Annotated in this window: 25 protein-coding genes; 12 read left to right on the top strand and 13 right to left on the bottom strand. The window is 43.6% G+C overall.

Features of this window, described 5'->3' with window-relative positions; genetic code table 11:
• Positions 1-25: 25 nt before the first annotated feature.
• Positions 26-196: a hypothetical protein gene (locus UWK_RS19475; RefSeq protein ID WP_015405037.1), complete on the bottom strand. Its 171-nt coding sequence runs from the start codon at positions 194-196 to the stop codon at positions 26-28.
• Positions 197-401: 205 nt separating this feature from the next.
• Between UWK_RS19475 and UWK_RS13985 the strand changes: the two genes are divergently transcribed.
• Positions 402-1,895: an LptF/LptG family permease gene (locus UWK_RS13985; RefSeq protein ID WP_015405036.1), complete on the top strand. Its 1,494-nt coding sequence runs from the start codon at positions 402-404 to the stop codon at positions 1,893-1,895.
• Here the strand turns inward: UWK_RS13985 and dfsP are convergent.
• Positions 1,892-2,503, bottom strand: coding sequence for a DUF166 family (seleno)protein DfsP (gene dfsP / locus UWK_RS13980; protein WP_015405035.1), 612 nt, complete (start codon positions 2,501-2,503; stop codon positions 1,892-1,894). The two genes, UWK_RS13985 and dfsP, sit on opposite strands and share 4 nt — an antisense overlap.
• A 202-nt stretch (positions 2,504-2,705) precedes the next feature.
• Here dfsP and UWK_RS13975 point away from each other — a divergent pair, with 202 nt between their 5' ends.
• The 3 genes from UWK_RS13975 to UWK_RS13965 are packed head-to-tail and all read left to right on the top strand — an operon-like array spanning position 2,706 to position 5,331.
• The gene (locus UWK_RS13975; protein WP_015405034.1) at positions 2,706-3,365 is read left to right on the top strand and encodes a hypothetical protein; all 660 of its coding nucleotides are present in this window, start codon (positions 2,706-2,708) and stop codon (positions 3,363-3,365) included.
• A 2-nt stretch (positions 3,366-3,367) separates the two neighbouring features.
• Positions 3,368-3,700 (top strand): hypothetical protein, encoded by a 333-nt coding sequence (locus UWK_RS13970; protein WP_015405033.1) that lies wholly within the window; start codon positions 3,368-3,370, stop codon positions 3,698-3,700.
• Positions 3,701-3,726: 26 nt separating this feature from the next.
• Positions 3,727-5,331, top strand: coding sequence for a bifunctional ADP-dependent NAD(P)H-hydrate dehydratase/NAD(P)H-hydrate epimerase (locus tag UWK_RS13965; protein WP_015405032.1), 1,605 nt, complete (start codon positions 3,727-3,729; stop codon positions 5,329-5,331).
• Between the two features lie 18 nt (positions 5,332-5,349).
• Here UWK_RS13965 and UWK_RS13960 read toward each other — a convergent pair whose 3' ends face one another.
• The 9 genes from UWK_RS13960 to UWK_RS13920 all read right to left on the bottom strand — a co-directional run bounded on the left by UWK_RS13960 (position 5,350) and on the right by UWK_RS13920 (position 12,772).
• The gene (locus tag UWK_RS13960; protein WP_015405031.1) at positions 5,350-5,742 is read right to left on the bottom strand and encodes a PilZ domain-containing protein; all 393 of its coding nucleotides are present in this window, start codon (positions 5,740-5,742) and stop codon (positions 5,350-5,352) included.
• A 33-nt stretch (positions 5,743-5,775) separates the two neighbouring features.
• Complete coding sequence (locus UWK_RS18665) at positions 5,776-6,984, bottom strand: chemotaxis protein CheB (protein ID WP_015405030.1); 1,209 nt, start codon at positions 6,982-6,984, stop codon at positions 5,776-5,778.
• 169 nt (positions 6,985-7,153) lie between these two features.
• Positions 7,154-7,798, bottom strand: a complete 645-nt coding sequence (nadD, locus tag UWK_RS13950; protein ID WP_015405029.1) for a nicotinate-nucleotide adenylyltransferase — start codon at positions 7,796-7,798, stop codon at positions 7,154-7,156.
• A complete protein-coding gene (locus tag UWK_RS13945) occupies positions 7,795-9,054 on the bottom strand; it encodes a glutamate-5-semialdehyde dehydrogenase (protein ID WP_015405028.1) in 1,260 nt (419 codons plus the stop codon). Before UWK_RS13945 ends, nadD begins: the two co-directional genes overlap by 4 nt.
• A 15-nt stretch (positions 9,055-9,069) precedes the next feature.
• On the bottom strand, positions 9,070-10,236 hold the full coding sequence (gene proB, locus UWK_RS13940) for a glutamate 5-kinase (protein WP_015405027.1): 1,167 nt from the start codon (positions 10,234-10,236) through the stop codon (positions 9,070-9,072).
• Positions 10,237-10,250: 14 nt separating this feature from the next.
• Positions 10,251-11,291 carry a GTPase ObgE gene (gene obgE / locus UWK_RS13935; RefSeq protein ID WP_015405026.1) on the bottom strand — a complete coding sequence of 347 codons (1,041 nt, stop codon included), beginning with the start codon at positions 11,289-11,291 and terminating at the stop codon, positions 10,251-10,253.
• 143 nt (positions 11,292-11,434) lie between these two features.
• Complete coding sequence (gene rpmA / locus UWK_RS13930) at positions 11,435-11,692, bottom strand: 50S ribosomal protein L27 (protein ID WP_015405025.1); 258 nt, start codon at positions 11,690-11,692, stop codon at positions 11,435-11,437.
• Between the two features lie 85 nt (positions 11,693-11,777).
• Positions 11,778-12,089 (bottom strand): 50S ribosomal protein L21, encoded by a 312-nt coding sequence (rplU, locus tag UWK_RS13925; protein WP_015405024.1) that lies wholly within the window; start codon positions 12,087-12,089, stop codon positions 11,778-11,780.
• Positions 12,090-12,331: 242 nt separating this feature from the next.
• Positions 12,332-12,772: an AP2 domain-containing protein gene (locus UWK_RS13920; RefSeq protein WP_015405023.1), complete on the bottom strand. Its 441-nt coding sequence runs from the start codon at positions 12,770-12,772 to the stop codon at positions 12,332-12,334.
• Between the two features lie 284 nt (positions 12,773-13,056).
• On the opposite strand from UWK_RS13920, the gene UWK_RS13915 reads away from it, so the two are divergent.
• The 8 genes from UWK_RS13915 (at position 13,057) to lptE (ending at position 20,579) form a co-directional block, all read left to right on the top strand.
• Positions 13,057-13,446, top strand: coding sequence for a MazG nucleotide pyrophosphohydrolase domain-containing protein (locus UWK_RS13915; RefSeq protein ID WP_015405022.1), 390 nt, complete (start codon positions 13,057-13,059; stop codon positions 13,444-13,446).
• A gap of 169 nt (positions 13,447-13,615) precedes the next feature.
• Positions 13,616-14,050, top strand: coding sequence for a 30S ribosomal protein S6 (gene rpsF / locus UWK_RS13910; protein ID WP_015405021.1), 435 nt, complete (start codon positions 13,616-13,618; stop codon positions 14,048-14,050).
• Positions 14,051-14,122: 72 nt separating this feature from the next.
• Positions 14,123-14,362: a 30S ribosomal protein S18 gene (rpsR, locus tag UWK_RS13905; RefSeq protein ID WP_015405020.1), complete on the top strand. Its 240-nt coding sequence runs from the start codon at positions 14,123-14,125 to the stop codon at positions 14,360-14,362.
• 23 nt (positions 14,363-14,385) lie between these two features.
• Positions 14,386-15,363: a DUF2232 domain-containing protein gene (locus tag UWK_RS13900; protein ID WP_015405019.1), complete on the top strand. Its 978-nt coding sequence runs from the start codon at positions 14,386-14,388 to the stop codon at positions 15,361-15,363.
• Positions 15,364-15,431: 68 nt separating this feature from the next.
• The gene (gene rplI / locus UWK_RS13895) at positions 15,432-15,896 is read left to right on the top strand and encodes a 50S ribosomal protein L9 (protein ID WP_015405018.1); all 465 of its coding nucleotides are present in this window, start codon (positions 15,432-15,434) and stop codon (positions 15,894-15,896) included.
• Between the two features lie 135 nt (positions 15,897-16,031).
• On the top strand, positions 16,032-17,423 hold the full coding sequence (dnaB, locus tag UWK_RS13890; RefSeq protein ID WP_015405017.1) for a replicative DNA helicase: 1,392 nt from the start codon (positions 16,032-16,034) through the stop codon (positions 17,421-17,423).
• Between the two features lie 47 nt (positions 17,424-17,470).
• Positions 17,471-19,975, top strand: coding sequence for a leucine--tRNA ligase (gene leuS / locus UWK_RS13885; RefSeq protein WP_015405016.1), 2,505 nt, complete (start codon positions 17,471-17,473; stop codon positions 19,973-19,975).
• A 73-nt stretch (positions 19,976-20,048) separates the two neighbouring features.
• The gene (lptE, locus tag UWK_RS13880; protein ID WP_015405015.1) at positions 20,049-20,579 is read left to right on the top strand and encodes an LPS assembly lipoprotein LptE; all 531 of its coding nucleotides are present in this window, start codon (positions 20,049-20,051) and stop codon (positions 20,577-20,579) included.
• A 36-nt stretch (positions 20,580-20,615) separates the two neighbouring features.
• On the opposite strand, the gene UWK_RS19630 is transcribed toward lptE, so the two are convergent.
• A complete protein-coding gene (locus UWK_RS19630) occupies positions 20,616-20,768 on the bottom strand; it encodes a hypothetical protein (protein ID WP_167320753.1) in 153 nt (50 codons plus the stop codon).
• Between the two features lie 88 nt (positions 20,769-20,856).
• Positions 20,857-22,791 carry a transketolase gene (locus UWK_RS13870; protein ID WP_015405014.1) on the bottom strand — a complete coding sequence of 645 codons (1,935 nt, stop codon included), beginning with the start codon at positions 22,789-22,791 and terminating at the stop codon, positions 20,857-20,859.
• Between the last annotated feature and the right edge of the window lie 40 nt (positions 22,792-22,831).

Genomic DNA, 22,831 nt, shown 5'->3' with positions numbered 1-22,831 from the left:
AGATATCCTTATTGACAGGGACAGGTTAATCTTCTACTTCATAATCGGGGCCGCCACATAATTTGCACCGAAGTTCAGGGTCATCCCGATCAAAAAGATATTCCCAGTTTTTGGCCTTAATCTCCTCCTCACGCTCCCTGCCACAGGCGATACAAACCCAGATATCGCCCTCTTCTTCTGTCTCAAATAAGTGCATACTCCTCTCCTTCGTCGAACTGATATATATAGCTAAACACTTTTCATCATAACCTGTGCCTGATTACCTTATCTGTCAATTTTTCACAAGCTTTGCGCTACGGACAAAGATCTTTCTTGTTACCTTATCTATTTTTCTGTACACTCTGACGCTTCAGTTGTTGAATATCGCATATCCATACAATTCATAAAGACAAAGACAGAAGATGACCATAAAAAGCGCAAAATTTCCTAAACTTTTATATAGCTATCTGGCCACAGAGATGCTTGCGCCGTTCTTTGCAAGTTTTGTCATTATGAACAGTGTCTTCTTCCTGGTAAAGCTTATTCCCTTTTTAAATGTTGTCCTCGAACTTGAAATCTCTTTTGTTGATTTCGTTCGTCTCTTTCTCTACCTCTTTCCCAATATGTTCCTCTATTCCATCCCCATGTCCGCCATGATGGGAGTAATCATCTCATTTACAAGACTCTCGAGTGATACAGAAATTCTGGCCTTTAAAGCAAGTGGACTCAGTCTCTATCAAATGGTCCCACCAGTTCTTATGGTTTCTCTTGCAATAGCAATACTCACAGCATATTTTTCAATAGTTCTTATTCCAAAGTCAGAAATTGCCATGAAACAACTCATGTTTCAGGTGGCAAAGGAAAAAATCGACAAGGGAATCAAAGAACACCAGTTTACCGAGGCTTTAGGTGATCTGGTTGTCCACGTTGAAAGGATTGATAAGGAGACCGGTAAATGGGATAATGTATGGGTCTCCGACATGCGAGGCCAGGTCAACCCGATTATCACTATGGCTCGGTCTGGCACAATGACGGCTGAAGTAGACAGCATGCTGGTCACAATAACCCTCGAAAACGGGAGCCTTCATCGCCCTGACAATGACAATTCCCAAATTGTCAATTTTGACAAATATACAATCAATATTCCTCTGCAACCGCCAACCGTTTTAGATGGTGAAGATGTCACCACACTCTCAACCGCTTCCATGACAATGGCTCAACTGCAGGAAACAGCGGATATTTTTGGTAGAGATACCACGGGTGGACGTAAAAAACTCATCCATTACCATAAACGTCTGGTATTACCCGTTGGTTGTTTTATTCTCAGCTTACTTGGCATGCCACTGGGCCTCCAGGCAGGACCCGGGAAAAAAACTCTTGGCGTGCCGCTTGGACTCGCTTTTTTTATTCTTTATTACATTCTATTCACCCTTGGCAAAACCCTCGCAGAAGACACAGGATTACCAGTAATTGTCGCCATGTGGACTCCAAATCTAATTTTCCTTGTCCTAACCCTTTATTTTGTTAAACAGGCATCCAATGAGCAGCCAGTTATCCCCCATTTCGTAACAAACAGATCAATAGCTTTTCTGGATAACATTGTTCTACCCTTCTTTAGCAAGATCTTAAGGCCATTCAAGAAACCCATGGAAAAATCTGACAGTATTCCTGTTCCTCTTTCACAACCATCCAATCCGCCTCCTGTCACAAAAACGTCAATAATGACAGGAGTTGACTACTTAACGGAGGGTACAATTCATGGAAATGTCAATAGTCACATATTCCATGTACCTGGGTGTGAGTTTTACTACTGTAAAAATTGTACAATTGAATTTATTAACACCCAGGTTGCTATGGATTCAGGCTTTGAGCCATGTCGTTTCTGCAAAGGACTTCTTGATGAGGAAACCAGTTAACCAGCCTCTTCAATAGCCTTCTTCAGTGCCGCAATGTGAACATATCCGGCAAAATGGACAGGACTCTTACCACTTACCGGATCAAAACCACTGGGATCTGCCGAACAGAAATATTGCACCTGCCGTGGCAACCTGATGAGAACGTCATCAACACGACAACCAACGTATTCCTGCAATGCATCCCAGGTTGCTCCACAGGGAGCGCCACGTATCACCTCAATATCCCTAATAATCTCACCCTCAAGAATCACCTTATACTCAGGTAATCCGAAGGTATCCCCGTAACTTCCAAGCCTTTCATTTCTCCCGAGACCACAGCAGGTAAAAGGAGTGAACCCACCACCTTTTTGGCCGGCGGATACCACTGGAATACTTTTCTGTTCACAAAGACGGATAAGATAGTCAACCAGATCAGGATGTTTCAGGAAATTCAGGACAAGATCAGCACTAAAATCACTTTCGATCCAATCCTCTGGATCTTCGATAAATTCAGGTAAATGAGTGTCTATAGTAATAATCCTGTTTATCTTTATATCTTTGCCATAATGCAACACGCCTTCAATTTTATGTTCGCCTGAGCCATGCTGTTGAAAAACAAGAATGTTCATTTCTCATCACTCCCCTTAAACCAATACCAAAAAAATAAGAACCCTGCGCAAGCTGTTGATTCCATAATTATTTCACCTTGACAGGTAAATTTCTCCATTATAGAATCTAATAAATATTATGCAAAGTTTTCATACTGCTTTCGCATATCCATCTATTCGTCCATACTTCGGATAATTTAAACATTGCCGTGGAGATTATACAGTGGAATACGATTCAAAGCTCGCTGACATTATAGCCAGTCTTCCAGAAGTTACTGGGGGATTTCTTTATGCACCTGATAGAGGAATTTATTCCAACCAGACTGGTGGTGTTGTAAAAGATGAGTCATTGCAGCAAATCAGCCTTAAGTTGACCAAAATTATCTCCATGATGTCTGTTCATTTTCATGATACCGGAGGTATCAGGGTTTGTTTTAGAGATATGATTCTTTTTGGTACCATGATACAAGAAGGACATTGGTTGTTCCTGCTTCATCAGCCTTCACTTTCCCCTGGTATGATCAAAATGACGGTGCAAATGGCACTGAACATACAGACTGAGGAATCTCCTGAAGCTGAAATTTCTGCAGAACCACAGGAAGCCACAGAGAATCCCCAGACAAATGACAATATAATGGCTATTCTTCTTTCCGAGGAGTCTGAGTTGCGACTTCCTCTGGAGAATATTCATTCACAACTTGCCCACTATATAGGTCCTGTTGCTGAGCTTGTCTTCAATGATTCTGTGGAGATATGGGCATCAAACAATACCCCATCGCTCGAAAATCTTCCTGAACTTATTTCCATGATACAAGAAGAGATTGACGACGAGGATGATCGAAACGAGTTTTTAAACAGCCTTCAAAGTAAAAAAGAGGAATAAATATGGCCACTGCAAAAGATTTTTCAAGACTCGGTGACATTGAAGGCGTTTCCAAGTACATCCTTGTTCGTAATGACGGATACGTTGTTAGTGAAAACTACGAAGAAGCTGTTGCCCTCTCATCTGCTATTGTCACAAGCGGTAAACTTTGTGATTCTCTCAGTGATGACCTGGAAGGACGAAGATATATCTATTGCTGTGTGGAAAGAGCCTCCGGCGACAATATTCTCGTTTTCTCTCTTGGCCGGTACTACCTTGGTATCATAAAACATTCTGAGTCAGACCCTCAGCAACTCTCGGACACAATAATCGGCTTTTTAAAAGGTCTTGCCTGACCTTTTTCCTCTGCAAGGGAACAGCAATGAAGTTACCCAATGCCGCAGAAATGCGTGGCCTCGACCAAAGTGCAATAAACGACTACCACATTCCCGGTATCGTCCTGATGGAGAATGCAGGATTAGGGACTGTCCAGATGATGGAAAAAGAACTCGGTTCTCCCTCCAGCTCATTCGCTCTCATTTTTGTAGGTCCTGGAAATAATGGTGGAGATGGCCTCGTTATTGGCAGACACCTTCACCAGAGAGGCTGCAAGCCCATTTTCTTTTTTCTTGTCGATCCCGATCAACTAACCGGTGATGCTGCAGCCAATATGGCCATAGTTCGCAAATTACGGCTCCCCTTTCATGTGATTGACACTATCAGCAGAGCTCAAACGCTCCCGGTTCTTTACAAACAATTTATGAATCAGGGTACCCCCTGTTATGCAATAGTAGACGCCATCTTTGGCACCGGACTGGCACGTGTAGTCACAAAACAGTTCGCGGAAACTATACGTTTTATCAATCATTCTGATGCAGTGCGTGGTATTCCCGTTATCGCCGTAGATATCCCATCCGGAATGGATTCCGACAACGGCAAGGTTCTTGGAACCTGTGTTCGTGCAAGTTATACTGCAACCTATGGCTGCCCGAAACCAGGCCATATCCTTCACAACGGCCCCGAGTTTGCCGCAAAAATTTCTGTTATTGACATTGGCATTCCTCCAGAGGCTATGCAACGTGCCAAAATCACTACTGAGCTTCTCGATAAAAGATCTGCCGCAGCCATGGTCTCATCTCTAAAAAGGGTGGACAATGCCCATAAAGGCACTCATGGACATCTTGTGGTTCTTGCTGGATCCATAGGAAAGACGGGTGCTGCTGTACTTGCTGTTAAGGGGGCACTTCGTACAGGAAGCGGGCTGGTCAGTCTTTTCAGCCCGACGGATTTGAATTCTGTCTACGAAACACTCCTTGTTGAAGCAATGACCATTCCCCTGCCGAAATCCACAACAGTACCCTCCATGCAAGACCTTGAACATATCAAACAGCACATCGAGGAAAAAAATGCTTTGATTATAGGTCCTGGAATCGGTACCGAGTCAACCACAACTGAACTTGTACTGAATCTTTACGAAACACTCACCTTACCCATGGTAATCGATGCTGATGCCTTGAACATTCTAGCTAAGAATCGTAAAAAACTTCCTGTTCCTGCAGGGCCTAGAATTTTCTCGCCACATCCAGGAGAAATGGCAAGACTTCTTGGCGGTTCAACTGATACCGTCAGAGAAAATCGTGTAAAGGCAGCAAGGGAGGCGTGCAGAATTTACAGCATGGGCCGTAAAGATTGTATTATGATTTTAAAAGGTGCCGGAACCATTGTCACCTCTTCAGCAGGCCTCACCTATATCAACACCAGCGGAAACCCCGGAATGGCTACCGGAGGTATGGGAGATGTGCTAACTGGTATAATTGGCGCATTGCTCTGTCAAAACCTGGACGTTGAAAGAGCTGCTGCCGCTGGAGTGTTTCTCCATGGAATGGCCGGAGATCTCCTCTATAGGCAGAGTGGATTTGGCTATACAGCTTCTGAGCTTGGAGACGCAATACCAGGATGTATTAAGGAGTTACTTCACATTGCCTAACTATCTATTTTATTACATTTAAACACTTAGACAGCCATGAACATAATCAACCAGTATCTTAAAATCCTGTTCATAAATATTTAAAAACTGTACACCTGTAACATAGCTGTTTGTATCAATGTTCTTCTTGCACCACATAACCTTTCCCAACACTTTAAGAAGTCTTACGCCATCTGTCCGGGAGGTACTTTCTTTAGTTGAAAGGGGAATCTGAAGACGTAGGAGACTCTCATTCGTATATCGAATGTGACCGTAAAATGAAATCCCACCGCCACTTACATCTCTTCCGCGACATAAAATAACGGAAAGATCGAAAGATTGTCCCTCATCCTGAATGTGACACACTTCAATGTCCATATCAATGGACACACGGCAATAAGCACGTCTTTCGACTGGATCAACTTTCTCCATAGAAACAATCCTTTTAAAGAAGGGAATTAAAATTCAGGCGGTAATAACGTTTTCTTTTTTTGCGAAATGACATTCCTGGATTTTAGCCGCAAGCAGGGTCTCATTAAGCCCCCCTTGAAGATTGAATCGCACAAAGGGACCACTGGTCATAGTTTTATGAAAACAGTGATCTGGATTCAAAACAAAACAATTCCCTCCCTCGGCGAGAATCTTTTCAATCCCCCTACTTCCATCGGATTCCTCCCCGGAGAGCAAAACACCGGCTACACGATCTTTCAACAGGGTCCCTGCGGAGGCCATTAATTCATCTATTCTTGCAGAGGAATCGGTGTTAGCAGTTGGCTGGATCTTAAAGCTATAATTCCCGGAATAAGGTGACAGGAGCACCTGTTCAGCCCCTGAAAAAAGGTAGCAGCACCCACCTTCAAGGGTAGTACCATTTTTTCCAAGTAAGACGTCAAAATCACTGATTGCATCAAGATATTTAACAAATGACTGAACGCGATTGCGGTCATCCAGAACCATAACACAGATTGCCCCGCCCATCTCTGGACTCAGGGCCGGAATCATCTTGAGAAGGTTGGCGTAGCCACCCTCTCCTGCACCAATTACTGTGATAAAGTTCATCCGTCGATAACGTTTATTCATAAGAACTGGTATATCATCGCCACATTTCTGGCATTTAATAACATCGTCATTGAGCGGCCAGGCCTTCACGCTCTGCCTGGTTCCACAATCCTCACAGAAAACAACTTTTTCACGGAGCTTTCCTACTACACCGGACTCATCTTTCTGGTGCATTGGGTCAATAGACTGGACGGAGGTTTTAGCAGCAGCAAATATTTTATTTAGTACAAGTTTTGAGTGAGCAGTGCTATCCATTCCCTGAAAAAAACTATTCTTTGATACAAAATCTACTGCACCATACTTCAAAGCATCAAAACAACGGGCAGTCCCTTTTTTACTCAGAGAAGAAAGCATTATAGTCGGTGTTGGCGTGTGGATCATCAAATGCTGCAGAGTGGTCATCCCATCCATAACCGGCATTTCCATGTCCAGAAGGATCACATCCGGTTGAAGTTTCAGTATCATCTCCAAAGCCTCTATTCCGTTTGTTGCTTCACCTGCTACGGAGACATCATCTCTCTTGGCGAGGGTACCACGCAGCACTCTGCGTAGAACCCAAGAATCGTCTACAATAAGAACTTTAACAGGATTTTGGAGATGTTCACTCGTGCTCATAACATGTTTTTTTATTACAGAATTGAAAAATATACTATTTAAACTGCGGTATCCGTATGTGATTTTGTTATTATAGCATCAAGCAGAGCGAACAAGTCAACCTTTTCTGCAGCAGAAACTTTTTTTATCACCCTTTCACACCCCCACCATGTGATACACCTCAAGTTGATCAGGCTTTATAGAGTCCATGGTCTCTTATATATCTGGCAACCTCTTCAGGAACCAGAGAATCCACACCTTTTCCACTGGAAATCCGTTTTCGAACTTCAGAGGATGAAACCGTGGGGAGGGCAATGGTTGATGTATATATTGACTTTCTGGATTTTTGATTATACCACCAGTTATTGGTTTGTTTTTTGTAATTCAGAAAGAGCAACAGTTTGTTCAGTTTTTTGTTTTTACAACCATTTCTCGAAAAAACGATAAAATGGCTAGCCATGAGCACGTCTTCGTATTTGTGCCAGGAAAGGATATCAAGAAATGCATCGGCACCTGTAATAAAATAAAATTGGCTTGCCCCGGCGGAGTGAATTCTTAAATACTGCAGTGTGTCAATGGTATAGGAAGGTGAGGGTAACAGTTCCTCAATAGTAGACACATAAAAAAGCGGGTTATCCCTGACCGCCAGGGTCAGCATGGCTGCTCGATGTGAAAATTTTGTAATGTCCTTAGTTGCTTTGTGAGGCGGGACTGCCGCTGGTAAAAGAACAACCTCCGAGAGATCACATACATTCCCGGCGGCGGCAGCAAGTGCCAGGTGACCATTATGGACGGGATCAAAGGTACCGCCAAGAATTCCTGTTCGATGAATCACTGCCTGACCTGGCCCTGGCCATATACTACAAACTTTCTTGTTGTTAACTCTTCTAATCCCATAGGACCATAAGCATGTAACTTAGTGGTACTAATTCCAATTTCTGTACCTAATCCAAGTTCACCGCCATCATTGAATCGGGTAGAGGCATTTACCATTACGGCTGAAGCGTCAACCTCAGCAACAAACCTACTCGCATTTGAATAGTTTTCTGTGAGAATAATCTCTGTATGCTGTGACCCATATCGATCGATATAGGAAAATGCCTCTTCCATATTGGCAACCACTTTCACACAGAGCGTGAGATTTAAAAATTCAGTTCCCCAATCACTTTCCATTGCAGGTGTAATCTCGGGAGCAATCATCACCGACTTCTTACATCCAAGCATCTTCACATTATGCTCTTTGAGTTCTGCTGCCAAGACGGGAAGATATGTTTCTGCGATATCCCTGTGGATGAGCAACCCCTCAAGGGCATTACAGACTCCAGGTCTTTGTGCTTTTGAATTAACAATTACCGGTGTTGCCTTTTGAAGATCAGCATCTGCATCAACATAGATGTGGCAGACACCTTTATAATGTTTGAGAACTGGAATGCGTGAGTTTTCTGAAACGAAGCGTATGAGCCCCTCTCCTCCACGAGGAATTATGAGATCAATATATTCTTCCTGATTAAGCAAAACATTCACAGCCTTACGGTCGGTAACGGGAATAACCTGAATGGCATCTGCAGCTATTTCCTGGCTTTCAAGGACACCTTGTAACACTGAGGCCAATGCCCTGTTGGAATGTATGGCTTCAGATCCGCCGCGCAGAATGATGGCATTACCGGCCTTTAAACAGAGGGCTGCTGCATCAACGGTAACATTAGGACGCGATTCGTAAATCATTCCAATAACCCCTAAGGGGATACGCATACGACCGACCATCAATCCGTTGGGACGTTTGGTCATTTTTGATATTTCCCCAACAGGATCTGGAAGAGCTGCAACCTCTGCCAGGCCATTTCTCATGGATGCAATAACGCTGTCCGACAATTCAAGACGATCAAGCATAGCACTGGATAGGCCCTTTCCTTTACCAGCAACAAGATCCTTCTGATTTTCATCCTGGATAAAATCACGTTGTTCATCTATGGCTTCCGCCATTAGACGAAGAACATTATTCTTCGATTCAGTTGATAGTGAAACGAGAGATCGAGCGGCAACTCTTGCACGTCTGGCGATATCGCAGATGTCATTTTCAAGGGTAGTCATGGTAATAAGCCTCAGTTAAAGTAATACGAGATTATCACGGTGAATAACTTCATCATAATCTTTCGTCCCAAGTAAATTCGATATTTCATCGGAACGGTGTTGTTTTATTTTTGCAACATCGGAGGAGCAGTAATTGATAAGACCCGCCGCAATAACTTTACCATCAGGATCAATGCAGTGAACAGCATCGCCCACTCCGAAGTCCCCACGAATCTCCTGGATCCCGGATGGAAGGAGACTACAGCCATTGGCAGATATCGCTCTACAAGCGCCAGCATCAAGCATCAGAAAGCCCCTGGGGTGCAATACATGAGCAATCCATTGTTTTCGTGGTTTTATTTTATCCTGGGCAGGTAGAAAAAAAGTACCTACCATCTCACCGCTAAAGAGCTGTTGTAAAATTTGTGGATTACGTCCTGGCCCAATAAAAGAAGACCCTCCTCCAGAAGAAACCATTTTGGCGGCCCGTATTTTAGACCGCATCCCACCGGTTCCAAGTGCACTTTTGACATTACCTGCCATGGATTCAATTTCTTTAGTTACGGCAGCCACAGTATATAGCTGTCGAGCATCTGAATCTGTCTGGGGATTCCCTGTATACAAACCAACCACATCCGTGAGACAAATAAACATGTCCGCTTCAATGAGATTTGCAATTAAAGCCGCAAGTGTGTCGTTATCTCCAAAACGGAGTTCATCAACAGCAACGGTATCGTTTTCATTGAGGATGGGGATTGCATCAAACCGAAAAAGTGCGAGGATGGTATTGCGGACACAGAGGTAGCGCTTACGATTGGCAAGATCAGAGTGGGTAAGCAGTACTTGAGCCACAACTTGACCACACTCCTCAAAAGCTGCCTCATAGGATTGCATAAGAACGGGCTGGCCAATAGCCGCAAGTGCCTGTTTCTCTTCAATTCCTATTTCGACATTATCAGGAATGGTAATTTTACGCTTTCCGGCAGCAACAGCTCCAGAGCTCACAAGGATAACTTCCCGACCACTTTTTTTGAGAAAGCTCAATTCACGAGCAATATTTTGAATGATATTTGTATCAATACCTTTCTCATCGGTGAGCACTGCAGAGCCGACCTTTACAACAATTCGTTTTGCCTTGTCAAAATACGTTTGGCGTAGAAAAAGGCCATCTTCCAGGCTAATTTCGGTATTATTTTCATTCATGGAAAATGTTTAATTTAATGAATACCGTACTGCTTATCATCAGCAGACTGATTTGTAGCAGGGTTGTTCAATTTATCGAGTACATCGGCTAAAGTTGCTTTTAATTCTTCAATTCCCTGGCCGGTGAGACCGGATATAATCGCAACCTGTAACCCTTTTTTCTCAAGAGATTTCTTTAATGATTTAAGATGATCAGGTTCTGCAATATCGGCCTTATTCAGAACAACCAGAGTGGTTCTATCGACAAGTTCTTTATTGTATGCCTCCAACTCATTTTCCACAACGTGATATTCATCAAGTGCCTTTTCGCTAGATCCATCAAGGATATGCAGAAGTATACGTGTTCGTTCTATGTGTCGAAGAAAAGTGAAACCGAGCCCTACTCCCTCATGTGCACCTTCAATAAGCCCTGGTATGTCAGCAATAATACATGATTCCATATGCTTCAAGTGAAGGACACCCAGCTGTGGCTCAAGTGTGGTGAAAGGATAACTTGCCACCTTGGGATTAGCGGCCGAAAGTTGAGAAAGCAGTGTAGATTTGCCGGCATTTGGCAATCCCACCAATCCGATGTCAGCAATCAACTTGAGCTCAATAAAGAGCCACATCTCCTCACCTTCTTGACCCTTTTTGGCTATACGGGGCGTTCTATTGGTACCCGATGCAAAATGAGGATTACCAGCCCCCCCTTTGCCTCCATGTGCGGCCACATACTGGTCCCCTTCTTCACGAAGGTCAGCGAGTATTTCACCGGTTTCAGCACTCTTTATGACGGAGCCTAAGGGAACCTGCAGATAACAGCTCTTCCCCTTACGCCCATGCATATCCTTACCCTTCCCATGAACACCACGCTCAGCTTTAAAATGCGAACGATAGCGAAAGTCAATAAGAGACTGCAAATTGCTGGTACATTGGATAATTACATCGCCCCCCCTTCCGCCATCGCCACCATCAGGGCCGCCTTTGGGGACGTATTTTTCCCGTCGAAAACTTACACAGCCGTTCCCGCCATCACCAGCTTTCACATGAAATTTTGCCTGATCTACAAAGGCCATATTGTCCTAGCATACTGTAAAATGTTTACAAAAAAAAAGCTCGACCTTCAATAAACACTTGAGGTCGAGCTGATATTTTGTCCCAACCTGACCGCAATACGGTGAGGAAAGAAAAAATAAAAAAAAAGAGTGCAGCCCCCGTATCAGGCGGCCGGATAAACGCTTACCCTTTTTTTCTTATGTCCAAAATCTTCAAAGGTAACAATACCATCAACTTTGGCAAAAAGAGTATAATCTCTTCCACAACCAACGTTGGTTCCCGGATGAATAACAGTGCCGAGTTGACGTACAATAATAGTGCCTGCAGAGATAGTTTCTCCACCAAAACGTTTCACGCCACGTCTTTGACCTTTACTATCGCGACCATTCCTGGAACTACCACCAGCTTTTTTATGTGCCATTTTTCAACTCCTCATCACCAACAATTCAGAAAACCAACCTGGGGGGGTGGTGAATGAAAATATATATTTTATAACCGAAAACAGATCAGGCAGTAATTTCCTGAATTTTAAGAGCAGTATACATCTGTCGATGACCTTTTCTCAATCTGTAACCTTTACGACGTTTTTTCTTGAAAATGATAACTTTTTTGGCTTTACCCTGCTCAGCAATTTTGGCAACTACCTTTGCATTTTCAACTACCGGGCTTCCAACCTGAACATTCTCACCATCCACGACCATTAATACATCGGTGAGTTCAACGGTGTCGCCAACACTTCCTTCAAGCTTCTCCACACGAAGCTGATCGCCACTGGCAACTTGATACTGTTTTCCACCGGTTCTTATTATTGCATACATTCGTACGACCTCTTAATATGTGCATTACAATTGAATTGATAAATTAAACAAGAGAAACTGCGAAATAAACCTTTTTCCAACGCAAATGTCAACACATTTTGCAGCTCACACAACAAAAAAAGGCAATGACAGGCCTGTTCGGCCTGGCATTGCCTCGGTTACAGCTATTTGCAAACCAAATAACAGAGACAGCAGCACTAAAGACTGGGGACCCGTCAAACAATTCAGTCGATGTTAAAGGTCTAAATCCCTAACCGTGCCCTTTCTTTTTCCTGACGAATGGCACATGCCTTTATAAATGCCCCCTCTTTTCCATGTTTTCGTATGGAAACGGACGTTTTTCCCTGCTTACCTTCAGTTGTCACCCAACTCACCTCATAGCGATTAAAACCGTCATTCAGTCTCACCCCAACCACGCCAGTCCCGGAGTTGCTAACGGTTACAAGATGCTTATTGGTACGAATCTTACCAAGCCTCTTTTCGGTTGAGTCACGCCATGCAATGGCAGAAAGCAGACTGGAATAACGACCTCCACACTTTTTGTCTGAAAAAAACTTTGAATACGTTTTTCCCTGAAATCGTACCCGAACATACCAACCGTGAGTTCGTTTTGATTCCTGGTCAATTCTGGCAATGTCCTTTTGCCTCTTTAACATAAATTCTTTCTGTTTTTCCTGATCCATACAAATTCCCTCTCATTAAAACTTAATAAAATATAAAAAAATAAAAAATAATTTAATTTATGTGGTAAGAACTCAAGTCCAAGAAACGTCGCTACTGACAGACTTAATAGGAATGAGTGCTGATGTCAGATGAGAAAATTACTACCTTTACTGTCAGGTATTGTCAACAATTATCAACCACCACAGGCAACGCCAGCTAACACCTGTTAACCTGCTTACATGTTGCGTTAACACACCTAAGTTAATGAAACCTTAATGTTCTTAATTTTTATTCTTAAAAAAACATGAATACCTGCAAAAATACTTTTTTTTCATTTTGTCAGACAATTGCCAAATTACGATCCGATGACGGGTGTCCGTGGGACAGAAAACAAACCACAACAAGTCTTAAAAAATACATTGCTGAAGAATGCGCTGAACTTCTTGAGGCAATTGACGAAAATGACCCTATACACTTATGTGAGGAAATTGGTGATGTACTTTTCCTCCTGGTGTTACTCTCGGAAATCCAATCCGAATCAGCCCATTTTACTATTGAAGACGTTATATCCGGAATCAACGCTAAAATGATTCGTAGACACCCACACGTTTTTGCCGGAACCGAACTCAAAAACGAAATTGACCTCAACAAACAGTGGGAAAAAATAAAATCCATGGAAAAGAAAAAGAAATAAATTGACACAATCATACTCTCAAGGTATTTTTTTTGGTTTCGTTGATGAGATACGTCTTTCACGTATTCCTGTTTTACATAGTGTGAAACAGTACCTCTTCGCTCTTACAGTCAGTAAGAGCCAAACACCTGGGAATTTTCCCATATCATGAGTCCACGAGGAGGAACTTATGCGCAGGTATGAAACGATCTACATTCTTCGCCCCACGATGAGCGAGAATGAGATCACCGCAGTAATAGAAAACACAAATACAATTCTTGGCACCGAAGGAGGTCAGATGATCTCCCTTGATAAATGGGGTGTTCGTACTCTTGCCTACGAAATCAAAAAAGAAACTCTGGGATACTATGTTTACTGCGACTATGCATGCGATCCTGACAATGTCATAGAGATGGAACGCAGATTCCGAATTGATGATTCGGTCATGAAATATATGACTGTTAAGCTTGAAGAATCTATCGATGAAGAAGGAATTGTGTCTGCTCGCGGTGAATATGAAGCGGCAGCAATTGCTGCTGCCAAGCGTGCAGCAGAGGCCAGTGATCAGGAAGAAGATCTGGATGAAGACGACACACTTGACGACGATGACGTCGAAAACGACTGAACCGAACAACAAGAGTGCTTAACCACCAGCTAACTAACGATCAAGACCGGATTAAATCCAGGAGTATATACTATGCCACCTAAAAAAAGAGTTTTTCAAAGAAAAAGAAGCTGTCGTTTCTGTTCTGACAAAGAAATGTCAATCGACTACAAGGATCCAAAAACCCTTCGTAATTTTGTAACTGAACGTGGAAAAATTATTCCTCGTCGTATCTACGGAACCTGTGCCACTCATCAGAGACAACTCTGCGAAGCTATAAAACGTGCCCGTCAGATCGCATTGCTTCCATACTCTGGAAGCACACAGAGGTAGGATTTCTGAAAAGGTTGCAAACTGTGAATGAGGAAGAGTCAAACCCCGAGAAAGTAAAATTCCTGCAACATATTTTACTGGTTACAGCTGTTATTCTTCTTCCCGGGCTGTTGGGAGCTATTTTTGGCTGGATACACGGCCTTCTCCCCCTGCTGGTCTTTTATTATCTCATACGATACGGAAAGAACAGAGGACAAAAATATATCCTTTTTGGATGTATACTAGCCTGCATTGCAGGTCTGGCTTTTCAGATCATTGAACAGTTGCTCTTTTCATTAACTTTAATTCCTGTAGGATTTGTACTTGCAGATTCCGCCCACCGAGGGGAATCAATTACACCCGCTGTAATTAAAGGAACTCTTGCTCTTGCCGGATCATGGATGATAGTCACAACGATTCTCACCTTCGGACTTGAAGAGCATCCATACACCCTGCTGATCAGTTCACTCAATCAGGGAATGGACGAAGCAATAACATATTACAAAGCAAATGGTTCCGTACCTGCAGATACACTTTTTCTGCTCGAACAGACCTTTACTCAGATGAAAATCTGGATACCAAGGGTGATGCCGGGTATACTTACCTGTATTGCCCTACTGATTACCTGGTTTGCCATGGCTATCGGCAATCGGATGCTTCACAAAAACAGTGGTTCAGGGCCTTGGCCTGAATACATGTTATGGATTTTGCCTGAAAAATTAGTCTGGATATTAATTATTGCATCAGTCCTGATCGTTCTTCCGGTCGAATCCGGCAGAACCATCGGAATAAATGTCCTTATGGTCAGCACCTTGCTGTACTGCTTTCAAGGCATTGCAATCATGCTCTTTTATTTTTCAAAATGGAGTGTGCCCTTGCTCTTGCGAACGTTAATTTATGTTCTTCTCTTCTTTCAGACATTTGGAGTCATTCTCCTTGGCATTCTTGGCGTAGCTGATGTATGGATGGATACCAGGCGATTAAACCGAGGCGAAGAGAAACCCGATCAGAACGCATTATAAATAAAAAATACCTTTGTGTATATGGTATATAGCTTAGTTGCTATACGAACGTAGTTAAGGAGATTACAATGGAAGTTATATTAAAAGAGACTATAGACACCCTTGGCAGGGAAGGCGACATCGTAACGGTCAAGGCCGGATATGGACGTAACTATCTTCTGCCCCAGCAAAAAGCCGTCATCGCAAACGCCACAAACGTAGCGATTTTTGAAAAGAACCAGGCTGAAATTCAGGCCCGTATCAAGGAAGAAATCAAAGCTGCTGAGGCAATTGCCAAAAAACTAGCCGGAACGACTCTTATCATCGCCATGCTCACAGGCAATGAAGAGAGGCTCTTTGGTTCGGTTACTTCAAGTGATATTGCCGCAAAACTTGAAGAAGACACCAAGGTCGCAATTGACAAGAAAAACATTCTCCTTCCAGATCCTATCAAAGAGCTTGGAGAAAACAGTGTGACCATAAAGGTCGGATTTCAGACTACGGTAGAGATTACAGTTTCAGTTGTTCCCCTGGTGGAAACAGCAGTTGCCTAACACCTCTTTTTCTGAAAGTACTTTTCACTGACAGCCCCCTGGGGCTGCTGTCAGTGAATTTACAACACACTGTCAGGACATAACTGCCCTGCACGGTGTGTTGTTGTTTATATCACTTGCCATTTTGTTGCCACTATGAACCCACCACCACCATTTGCTCCATCGGTCAACACCTCCGGCGGCCGAATGCCGCCGCAAAATGTAGAGGCTGAACAATCTGTACTTGGTACTATCCTTCTCTCGGACCATTCACTTTCAACGGTTCTTGAACTTCTTGTAAGCGACGACTTTTACAAAGACAATCATAAACTTATCTTTGAAGCAATGATTGTACTTTTTGAACGAAACGAACCCCAGGACATAATCACTGTTTCAAACCAGTTAAAAGACCTGAACCAGCTCGAGAAGGCTGGTGGTGTTGGCTATCTCGCCACACTCACCTCTATTGTGCCAGTTACGGCAAATCTTCTTTACTACGCAAAAATTATTCGTCAAAAAGCAGTCCTCAGGAACCTGATCTCTGTAAATACCGACATTGCCAGTCGCTGTTATGAGGAACAGGGTGATATAGATACTCTTGTTGACGAGGCGGAACAGGCTATTTTCGAGATTGCCAGGAGTAAATCAGACAAAAGTTTTACTCCCCTGAAAAACATCGTTCCAGAAGCCTTTAAGACTGTAGAATTGCTTTACAGCAGGAAAGAACAGATCACTGGCGTCCCCACCGGCTTTCCTGACCTTGACAGGATGACCGCCGGCCTACAACCATCTGATCTAATTATCCTGGCTGGCCGGCCTTCCATGGGCAAAACTGCCTTCGCCATGAATATTGCTCAAAATGCAGCCATCTTCCAGAAAATAGGTACCGCAGTATTCAGCCTTGAAATGTCAAAAGAACAACTTACCATGCGCCTTCTCTGTTCAACAGGTCCTGTTGATTCCCAGCGCGTCCGTACGGGAAGGCTGCAAAATGAAGACTGGCCAAAACTGACCCGTGCGGTCGGTATGCTCACAGAAGCACCCATTTACATAGATGACACCCCAGCCATCTCCGTTCTTGAGATGCGGGCAAAAGTACGACGTCTTGCTGCCCAGTATCCACTCGGCCTGATCATAGTTGATTACCTCCAGTTAATGCGAGGCAGAAACTCAAGCGAAAACCGCACCCAGGAAATCAGTGAAATCTCAAGGTCGCTCAAAGCCATGGCCAAAGAACTGAAGGTGCCGGTTATTGCTCTCTCCCAGTTAAATCGTAGCCTGGAAAGTCGTCCTGACAAACGTCCCATGATGTCTGACCTTCGTGAATCTGGGGCCATTGAACAGGATGCTGACGTCATCTGCTTTATCTATCGGGATGAAGTATACAACAAAGGAGAGGATAATCCCAACAAGGGTATTGCTGAAATTATCATCGGTAAACAGAGAAACGGCCCTACTGGGACTGTCAAATTGACATTCATTAAAGAGCACACTATGTTTGAAAACCTCAGTCCCTTTGATGAACCCGACGCATTCCAATCAGAATAATATTTGTAAAAACCGTATTTTTTTTAGCGGTAAGAGGCCGCCCTCATATGTCTTCAACAGAACCCCAGGATATAACCTACAATTTCAAAGCCATTGAGAAAAAATGGCAGGATAACTGGCTCAACAACGCTACCTACAGAGTGAGCATGGAGAGTAACAGGGAAAAATACTATGTCCTTGAAATGTTCCCATACCCCTCCGGTCGCATCCATATGGGCCACGTACGCAACTATTCTATAGGCGATGTTGTGGCACGCTATAAACGCTTTCGTGGATTTAATGTTCTCCATCCCATGGGATGGGATTCCTTTGGACTCCCCGCTGAAAATGCTGCCATAAAAAATGCCACCCACCCTGCTCGCTGGACATACGACAATATTGATTATATGCGTAACCAATTGCGTCAGCTTGGTCTCTCTTACGACTGGGACCGAGAAATAGCAACCTGCAATCCCAAGTACTATAAATGGGAACAGCAGATTTTCCTCGAAATGTACGAAAAAGGACTGGTTTACCAGAAAAACACCACCGTTAATTGGTGCGAATCTTGTCATACCGTTCTCGCCAATGAGCAGGTCATCGAGGGAGCATGCTGGCGATGTGATGAAATGGTCGATGCCAGAGAGATGAATGGCTGGTTTTTTAAAATTACCGACTACGCCGAAGAACTTCTCGAGAGCCTTAATCAACTCGGTGGCTGGCCTGATAAAGTTGTCACCATGCAGCGTAACTGGATAGGAAAATCTACTGGACTCCAGTGCGACTTTCCAGTCGATGGATTTGCTAACAAAGAGACACTCTCCATCTTCACCACACGACCCGACACTATATTCGGCGTCACTTTTATGTCCATTGCTCCCGAACACCCTTTGCTTGATACCCTGCTGAAAGACAATCCCCGTGAGGGTGAAGTGCGCGACTTCGTACGACGTATAATTAAAGAAAAACAGCAGCAATCAAATCAGGATTTCACTGAAAAGGAAGGAATTGACACCGGATGTTTCTGTATTAATCCCTTTAACGGTGACAAGATTCCAATATTTGTAGCCAATTTTGTTCTTATGGCCTATGGAACTGGTGCTGTTATGGCTGTCCCAGCCCACGATCAACGCGATTTTGAGTTCGCAAAAAAATACAACCTTCCCATTAAACCCGTGGTCATTCCAGAGGATACACTGGTCCAAGAAAAGGAGATGGAAGAGGCAATAACGGGACGCGGTGTCCTTGCCAATTCCGGATCTTTTACTGGTAGTGACTCTGAACAGGCCAAACAGGCAATCATTGATTTTGCAAAATCAGAAAATATAGGGGATGCTAAAGTTACCTATCGTCTGCGCGACTGGGGTATTTCCAGACAACGCTATTGGGGCGCACCCATCCCCATGGTAGAGTGTGACATCTGCGGTACTCAGCCTGTTCCCGTTGCAGAACTCCCGGTTACTCTTCCTGAAGACAGAGGAGCACAGCAAAACGATTGTGCACCACTTCACCAAAGACCGGCTTTTTACGAAACAAACTGTCCAAAATGTAATGGCAAGGCCAAAAGAACAACAGATACCATGGATACTTTTGTGGAATCCTCATGGTACTTTGCTCGCTATACCAGTCCACGATTCACCGAATCGCCACTGAACAGTTCAGAGGCCTCGCATTGGTTACCTGTTGACCAATACATTGGAGGTGTTGAGCATGCCATTCTCCATCTTCTTTACTCACGTTTCTTTACAAAGGTGCTTCGGGATCTAGGATATCTCAACATTGATGAGCCCTTTACCAATTTGCTCACCCAGGGCATGGTAATTAAAGATGGTTCAAAGATGTCAAAATCCAAAGGCAATGTGGTTGATCCCAGTGATCTAATCAGTGAATATGGTGCCGACACAACCAGACTATTTTCCCTTTTCGCTGCTCCTCCCGAAAAAGATCTTGAATGGAATGCCAAGGGAGTTGAAGGCTGTTTTCGATTTCTTAACAGAATCTTTCGCTTTGTCCAGGCCCATCTTGATACGATCAAAAATGGCGAGGTCATTACAAGTAATGATCTCAACGACACAGAACGTGAACTCCATCGCAAGACCCACCAAACTATCAAACGTGTTACAGGTAATATTGAAAACAATTTTCACTTCAATACAGCCATAAGCGCAATAATGGAACTCTTTAACACATTGTCATCCCTGAGCAGTGACCAGCAGAAGGATGCTCTTGGTAGTTCTGTCATCCGTGAGGCGGTTGACAGTATGCTTATTCTTCTCTGCCCAATGGTCCCACATTTCTGTGCAGAACTCTGGAGCACTATTCACAACGACAGGTTCATTGATGATGAACAATGGCCATCCTGGGATGAAGACGCCGCTAAGGAAGAAGAACTTACTATTGTAATCCAGGTGATGGGAAAAGTTCGGTCACGCCTTCAGGTTTCACCTGATATTGACGATGCGACCTTAGAAGAAATGGCATTAAAAGATGAGAACGCCCTGAAATTTATAGATGGCAAGGCAATCAAAAAAGTTATTGTCGTAAAGAAGAAACTTGTTAATATTGTCATTTGAGGATACCATCTGCTATTAATATCCTCTTATCTCATTTATATTTATAAATATTTACATTTCATGGAGCATAAAATTGAAAATCAAAAAGCTTCTTATCCCCTTTATTCTTGTTGCAGGTATGATTCTGGCTTCCTGCGGATACCACAACCCCTACGTATATTCCGGGCCTGAACGAAATCTCTATATCACCAACTGGCACAATCGCACAAATGATCTTTTGCTTGATGCCAAAATTTATCAGTCTCTTACCCGCTGGTATCAGAAATCTGGAAGTATACAAGTCACCAAACAGAAAGAAGGGGCGCAGCTTATTCTGGCCGGTGAAATAGTCTCCATTGATCTGCCAAGTCTTACATACGGCATCGGTAATAATGCTACCGAAGTAAGGGTGCTCCTGACGGTACGCTATATACTTAAAGATATAGAGAGTGGTAAAGTTCTTATGGAAGTTGGAAATGAAGTGTGGAGTGAAGAGTATCCGGTTAGCTCCAACTCTTCCAGTAACGCAGACAATGAACGAGCAGCACTTGATACCATCATTGAAGACCTTTCTGAGAAGATTTATATCAAATCCTTGAGTATTCTCTCCAAAGAGACAAACTAAAAAGAAAATTTTTCCTGCTTACCCCCCCTCCTCAGCCTACCGCCTGAGGAGGGGGTGTTTCGTGTTGATTATATGGGCATCTGCGGCCTGGACGGCCGCAGCAGAGCCCCCAGGGATGGATTTATGGCGTCCCATAAAGTCGACACGGAACAACTCCGGGTTGCAAAGCTGAGCTTCGATGGTAATCAAGAAATCTTTTCAATCGTCGTAACAAAAAAGGCCGTTCCATCTGGAACGGCCTTTTTTTGTTATTTTAAACTTTCTACAATTGCTATTTTCAGGCAAGCATTCCTTCAACTTTAGTTGCAATTGATTTTCCGTCAAGTCCCTGACTGGCATAGAGTTCTGCAGGCTTTCCTGATCCGCCATACTGAACGACACCGGATCTCTGAAATCGTATTCCCATTCCTGCTTCCGCAAGGATAGTTCCGACAATACTGCCGAGCCCTGTCTCAACATGGTGATCCTCAACAGTTAAAACAACTCCTGTGTCAGCAGCTGTTAGAACTGCCTCTCTATCAACTGGAAGCAGAGATCCCATATTTAAAACTGCAACGGAATGTCCCTTCTGACGTAGTATTTCCCATGCTTCCATAACCGCAGGTACCACAGCACCATAGGTGATAATCGTCGCATCGCTTCCTTTACGTATCCAATCACCCTTACCTGCCTGGAATTCATAGGAAGTATCAAAAAACGGCGTTCCGTCTTCTTTTGTTATGACAGGAGTCTTGGAGCGCCCCATACCAACAAACACATTTCCAGGTTCCTTGGCAATAAATCTAATAATGCGATCTGTCTGATTAGGGTCAGCAGGCATAAAAACTGATGATCTGAAATAGTTGCGAAACAATCCTAGATAATCAACACACTGATGAGTCGGCCCATCCTCACCAACATCAAGTCCAACATGGGTAGCAACGACTTTCACACTGGCGTGATTGAAATCATTGAGTCGATTTTGGTTGTAAACCTCGGATACCGCAAACACTCCAAAAGTACTGAAAAAAGTCACAAGACCAAGGCTGGAAAGCCCTCCGGCCATGGTTGCCGCATGGTGTTCCTGAATTCCAGCCTCCATGTAGGCTTGTGGAGAATGTTTGTGGAATCCTCCCATTTTTACAGATCCTTCAAGATCACAGGAAATACCGGCAACAACCATTTTATTGTCGCTGTTATTCGCTTCAGCCAAACCAAGGAGAGCATTTCCATATGCAGAACGGTTGTCAAGCATGGTCCCAGCTTCATAGAGTATTGGCTCTCCTTTATTCACTGATACAACAGGCGCCCTGTATTGCTGAATCGTCTTTGTTCCTACAGGATTCCTACGTAATGTACTCCACTTGTCAAATTCATCTTCAAAACCAAGCTCCGCCATTGCCTTTGCAAGAGATTCTCGATCAAGCGGTGAGCCATGATATTTAGGGATATTTTCCATAAAAGAGATACCTTTACTCATGGTGGTGCGTGACACAATTACTGTTGGAACTCCATCCTGCTTCTGATATGCCCGTGAAAATGTTTGAAAGTAGGCGTTACAATCATGACCATCCTCAAGATAGTGTACGTCCCAGTTATTGGTAGAATAGAGAGAACGAATCGACTGAGGCATAACTTCTTCGGTGGTACCGCATATCTGAAGATGGTTTCTATCAACAACGACAATTAAATTATCGAGCTTATATTTAGAGGCGTAACGGATTGCTTCAACAATCTGCCCCTTCTGGTGCTCTCCATCCCCCATGAAAACGATAACCTGGTTGTTCTTTTTCTGGATTTTAAATCCATGGGCCAATCCAACGGCTGTGGAAAGTCCCTGACCAAGGTTCCCAGTATCCCATTCGACACCGGGAACAATACGCTCCACATGACCTGGAAATCCAGATCCAGTTCGACGGAATCCTGTAAGGAAATCTTCTTCGGTGAAATACCCATATTCAGCAAGAGTTGAGTATACTCCAGGGGATACATGTCCAATACTCATAATAACCCGGTCACGTTCCTCCAGCTCAGGCTGTTTAGAATCGTGTTTTATACAACCATAAGTCACCAGTAGATTGTCGAGTGTTGAGAGCGAGCCACCGGGATGTCCAGATCCTGCCAGACTGGTAGATAAAAGAATATTTTTCGCACAGCGCTGACGCATCGCCTTCAGTGTGCTTAACTCCTCACTGGACAATTCACTGGATTGCATAGTAAGTTGTAAGGTCATTTGAGTCTCCATGAAATATTAGGGTAATCTGCCAATTCGA

Source organism: Desulfocapsa sulfexigens DSM 10523 (genome assembly GCF_000341395.1).
Classification (GTDB): Bacteria; Desulfobacterota; Desulfobulbia; order Desulfobulbales; family Desulfocapsaceae; genus Desulfocapsa; species Desulfocapsa sulfexigens.
Note: the sequence above shows the minus strand (reverse complement) of the source record. Positions and strands in the feature narration are given on the sequence as shown.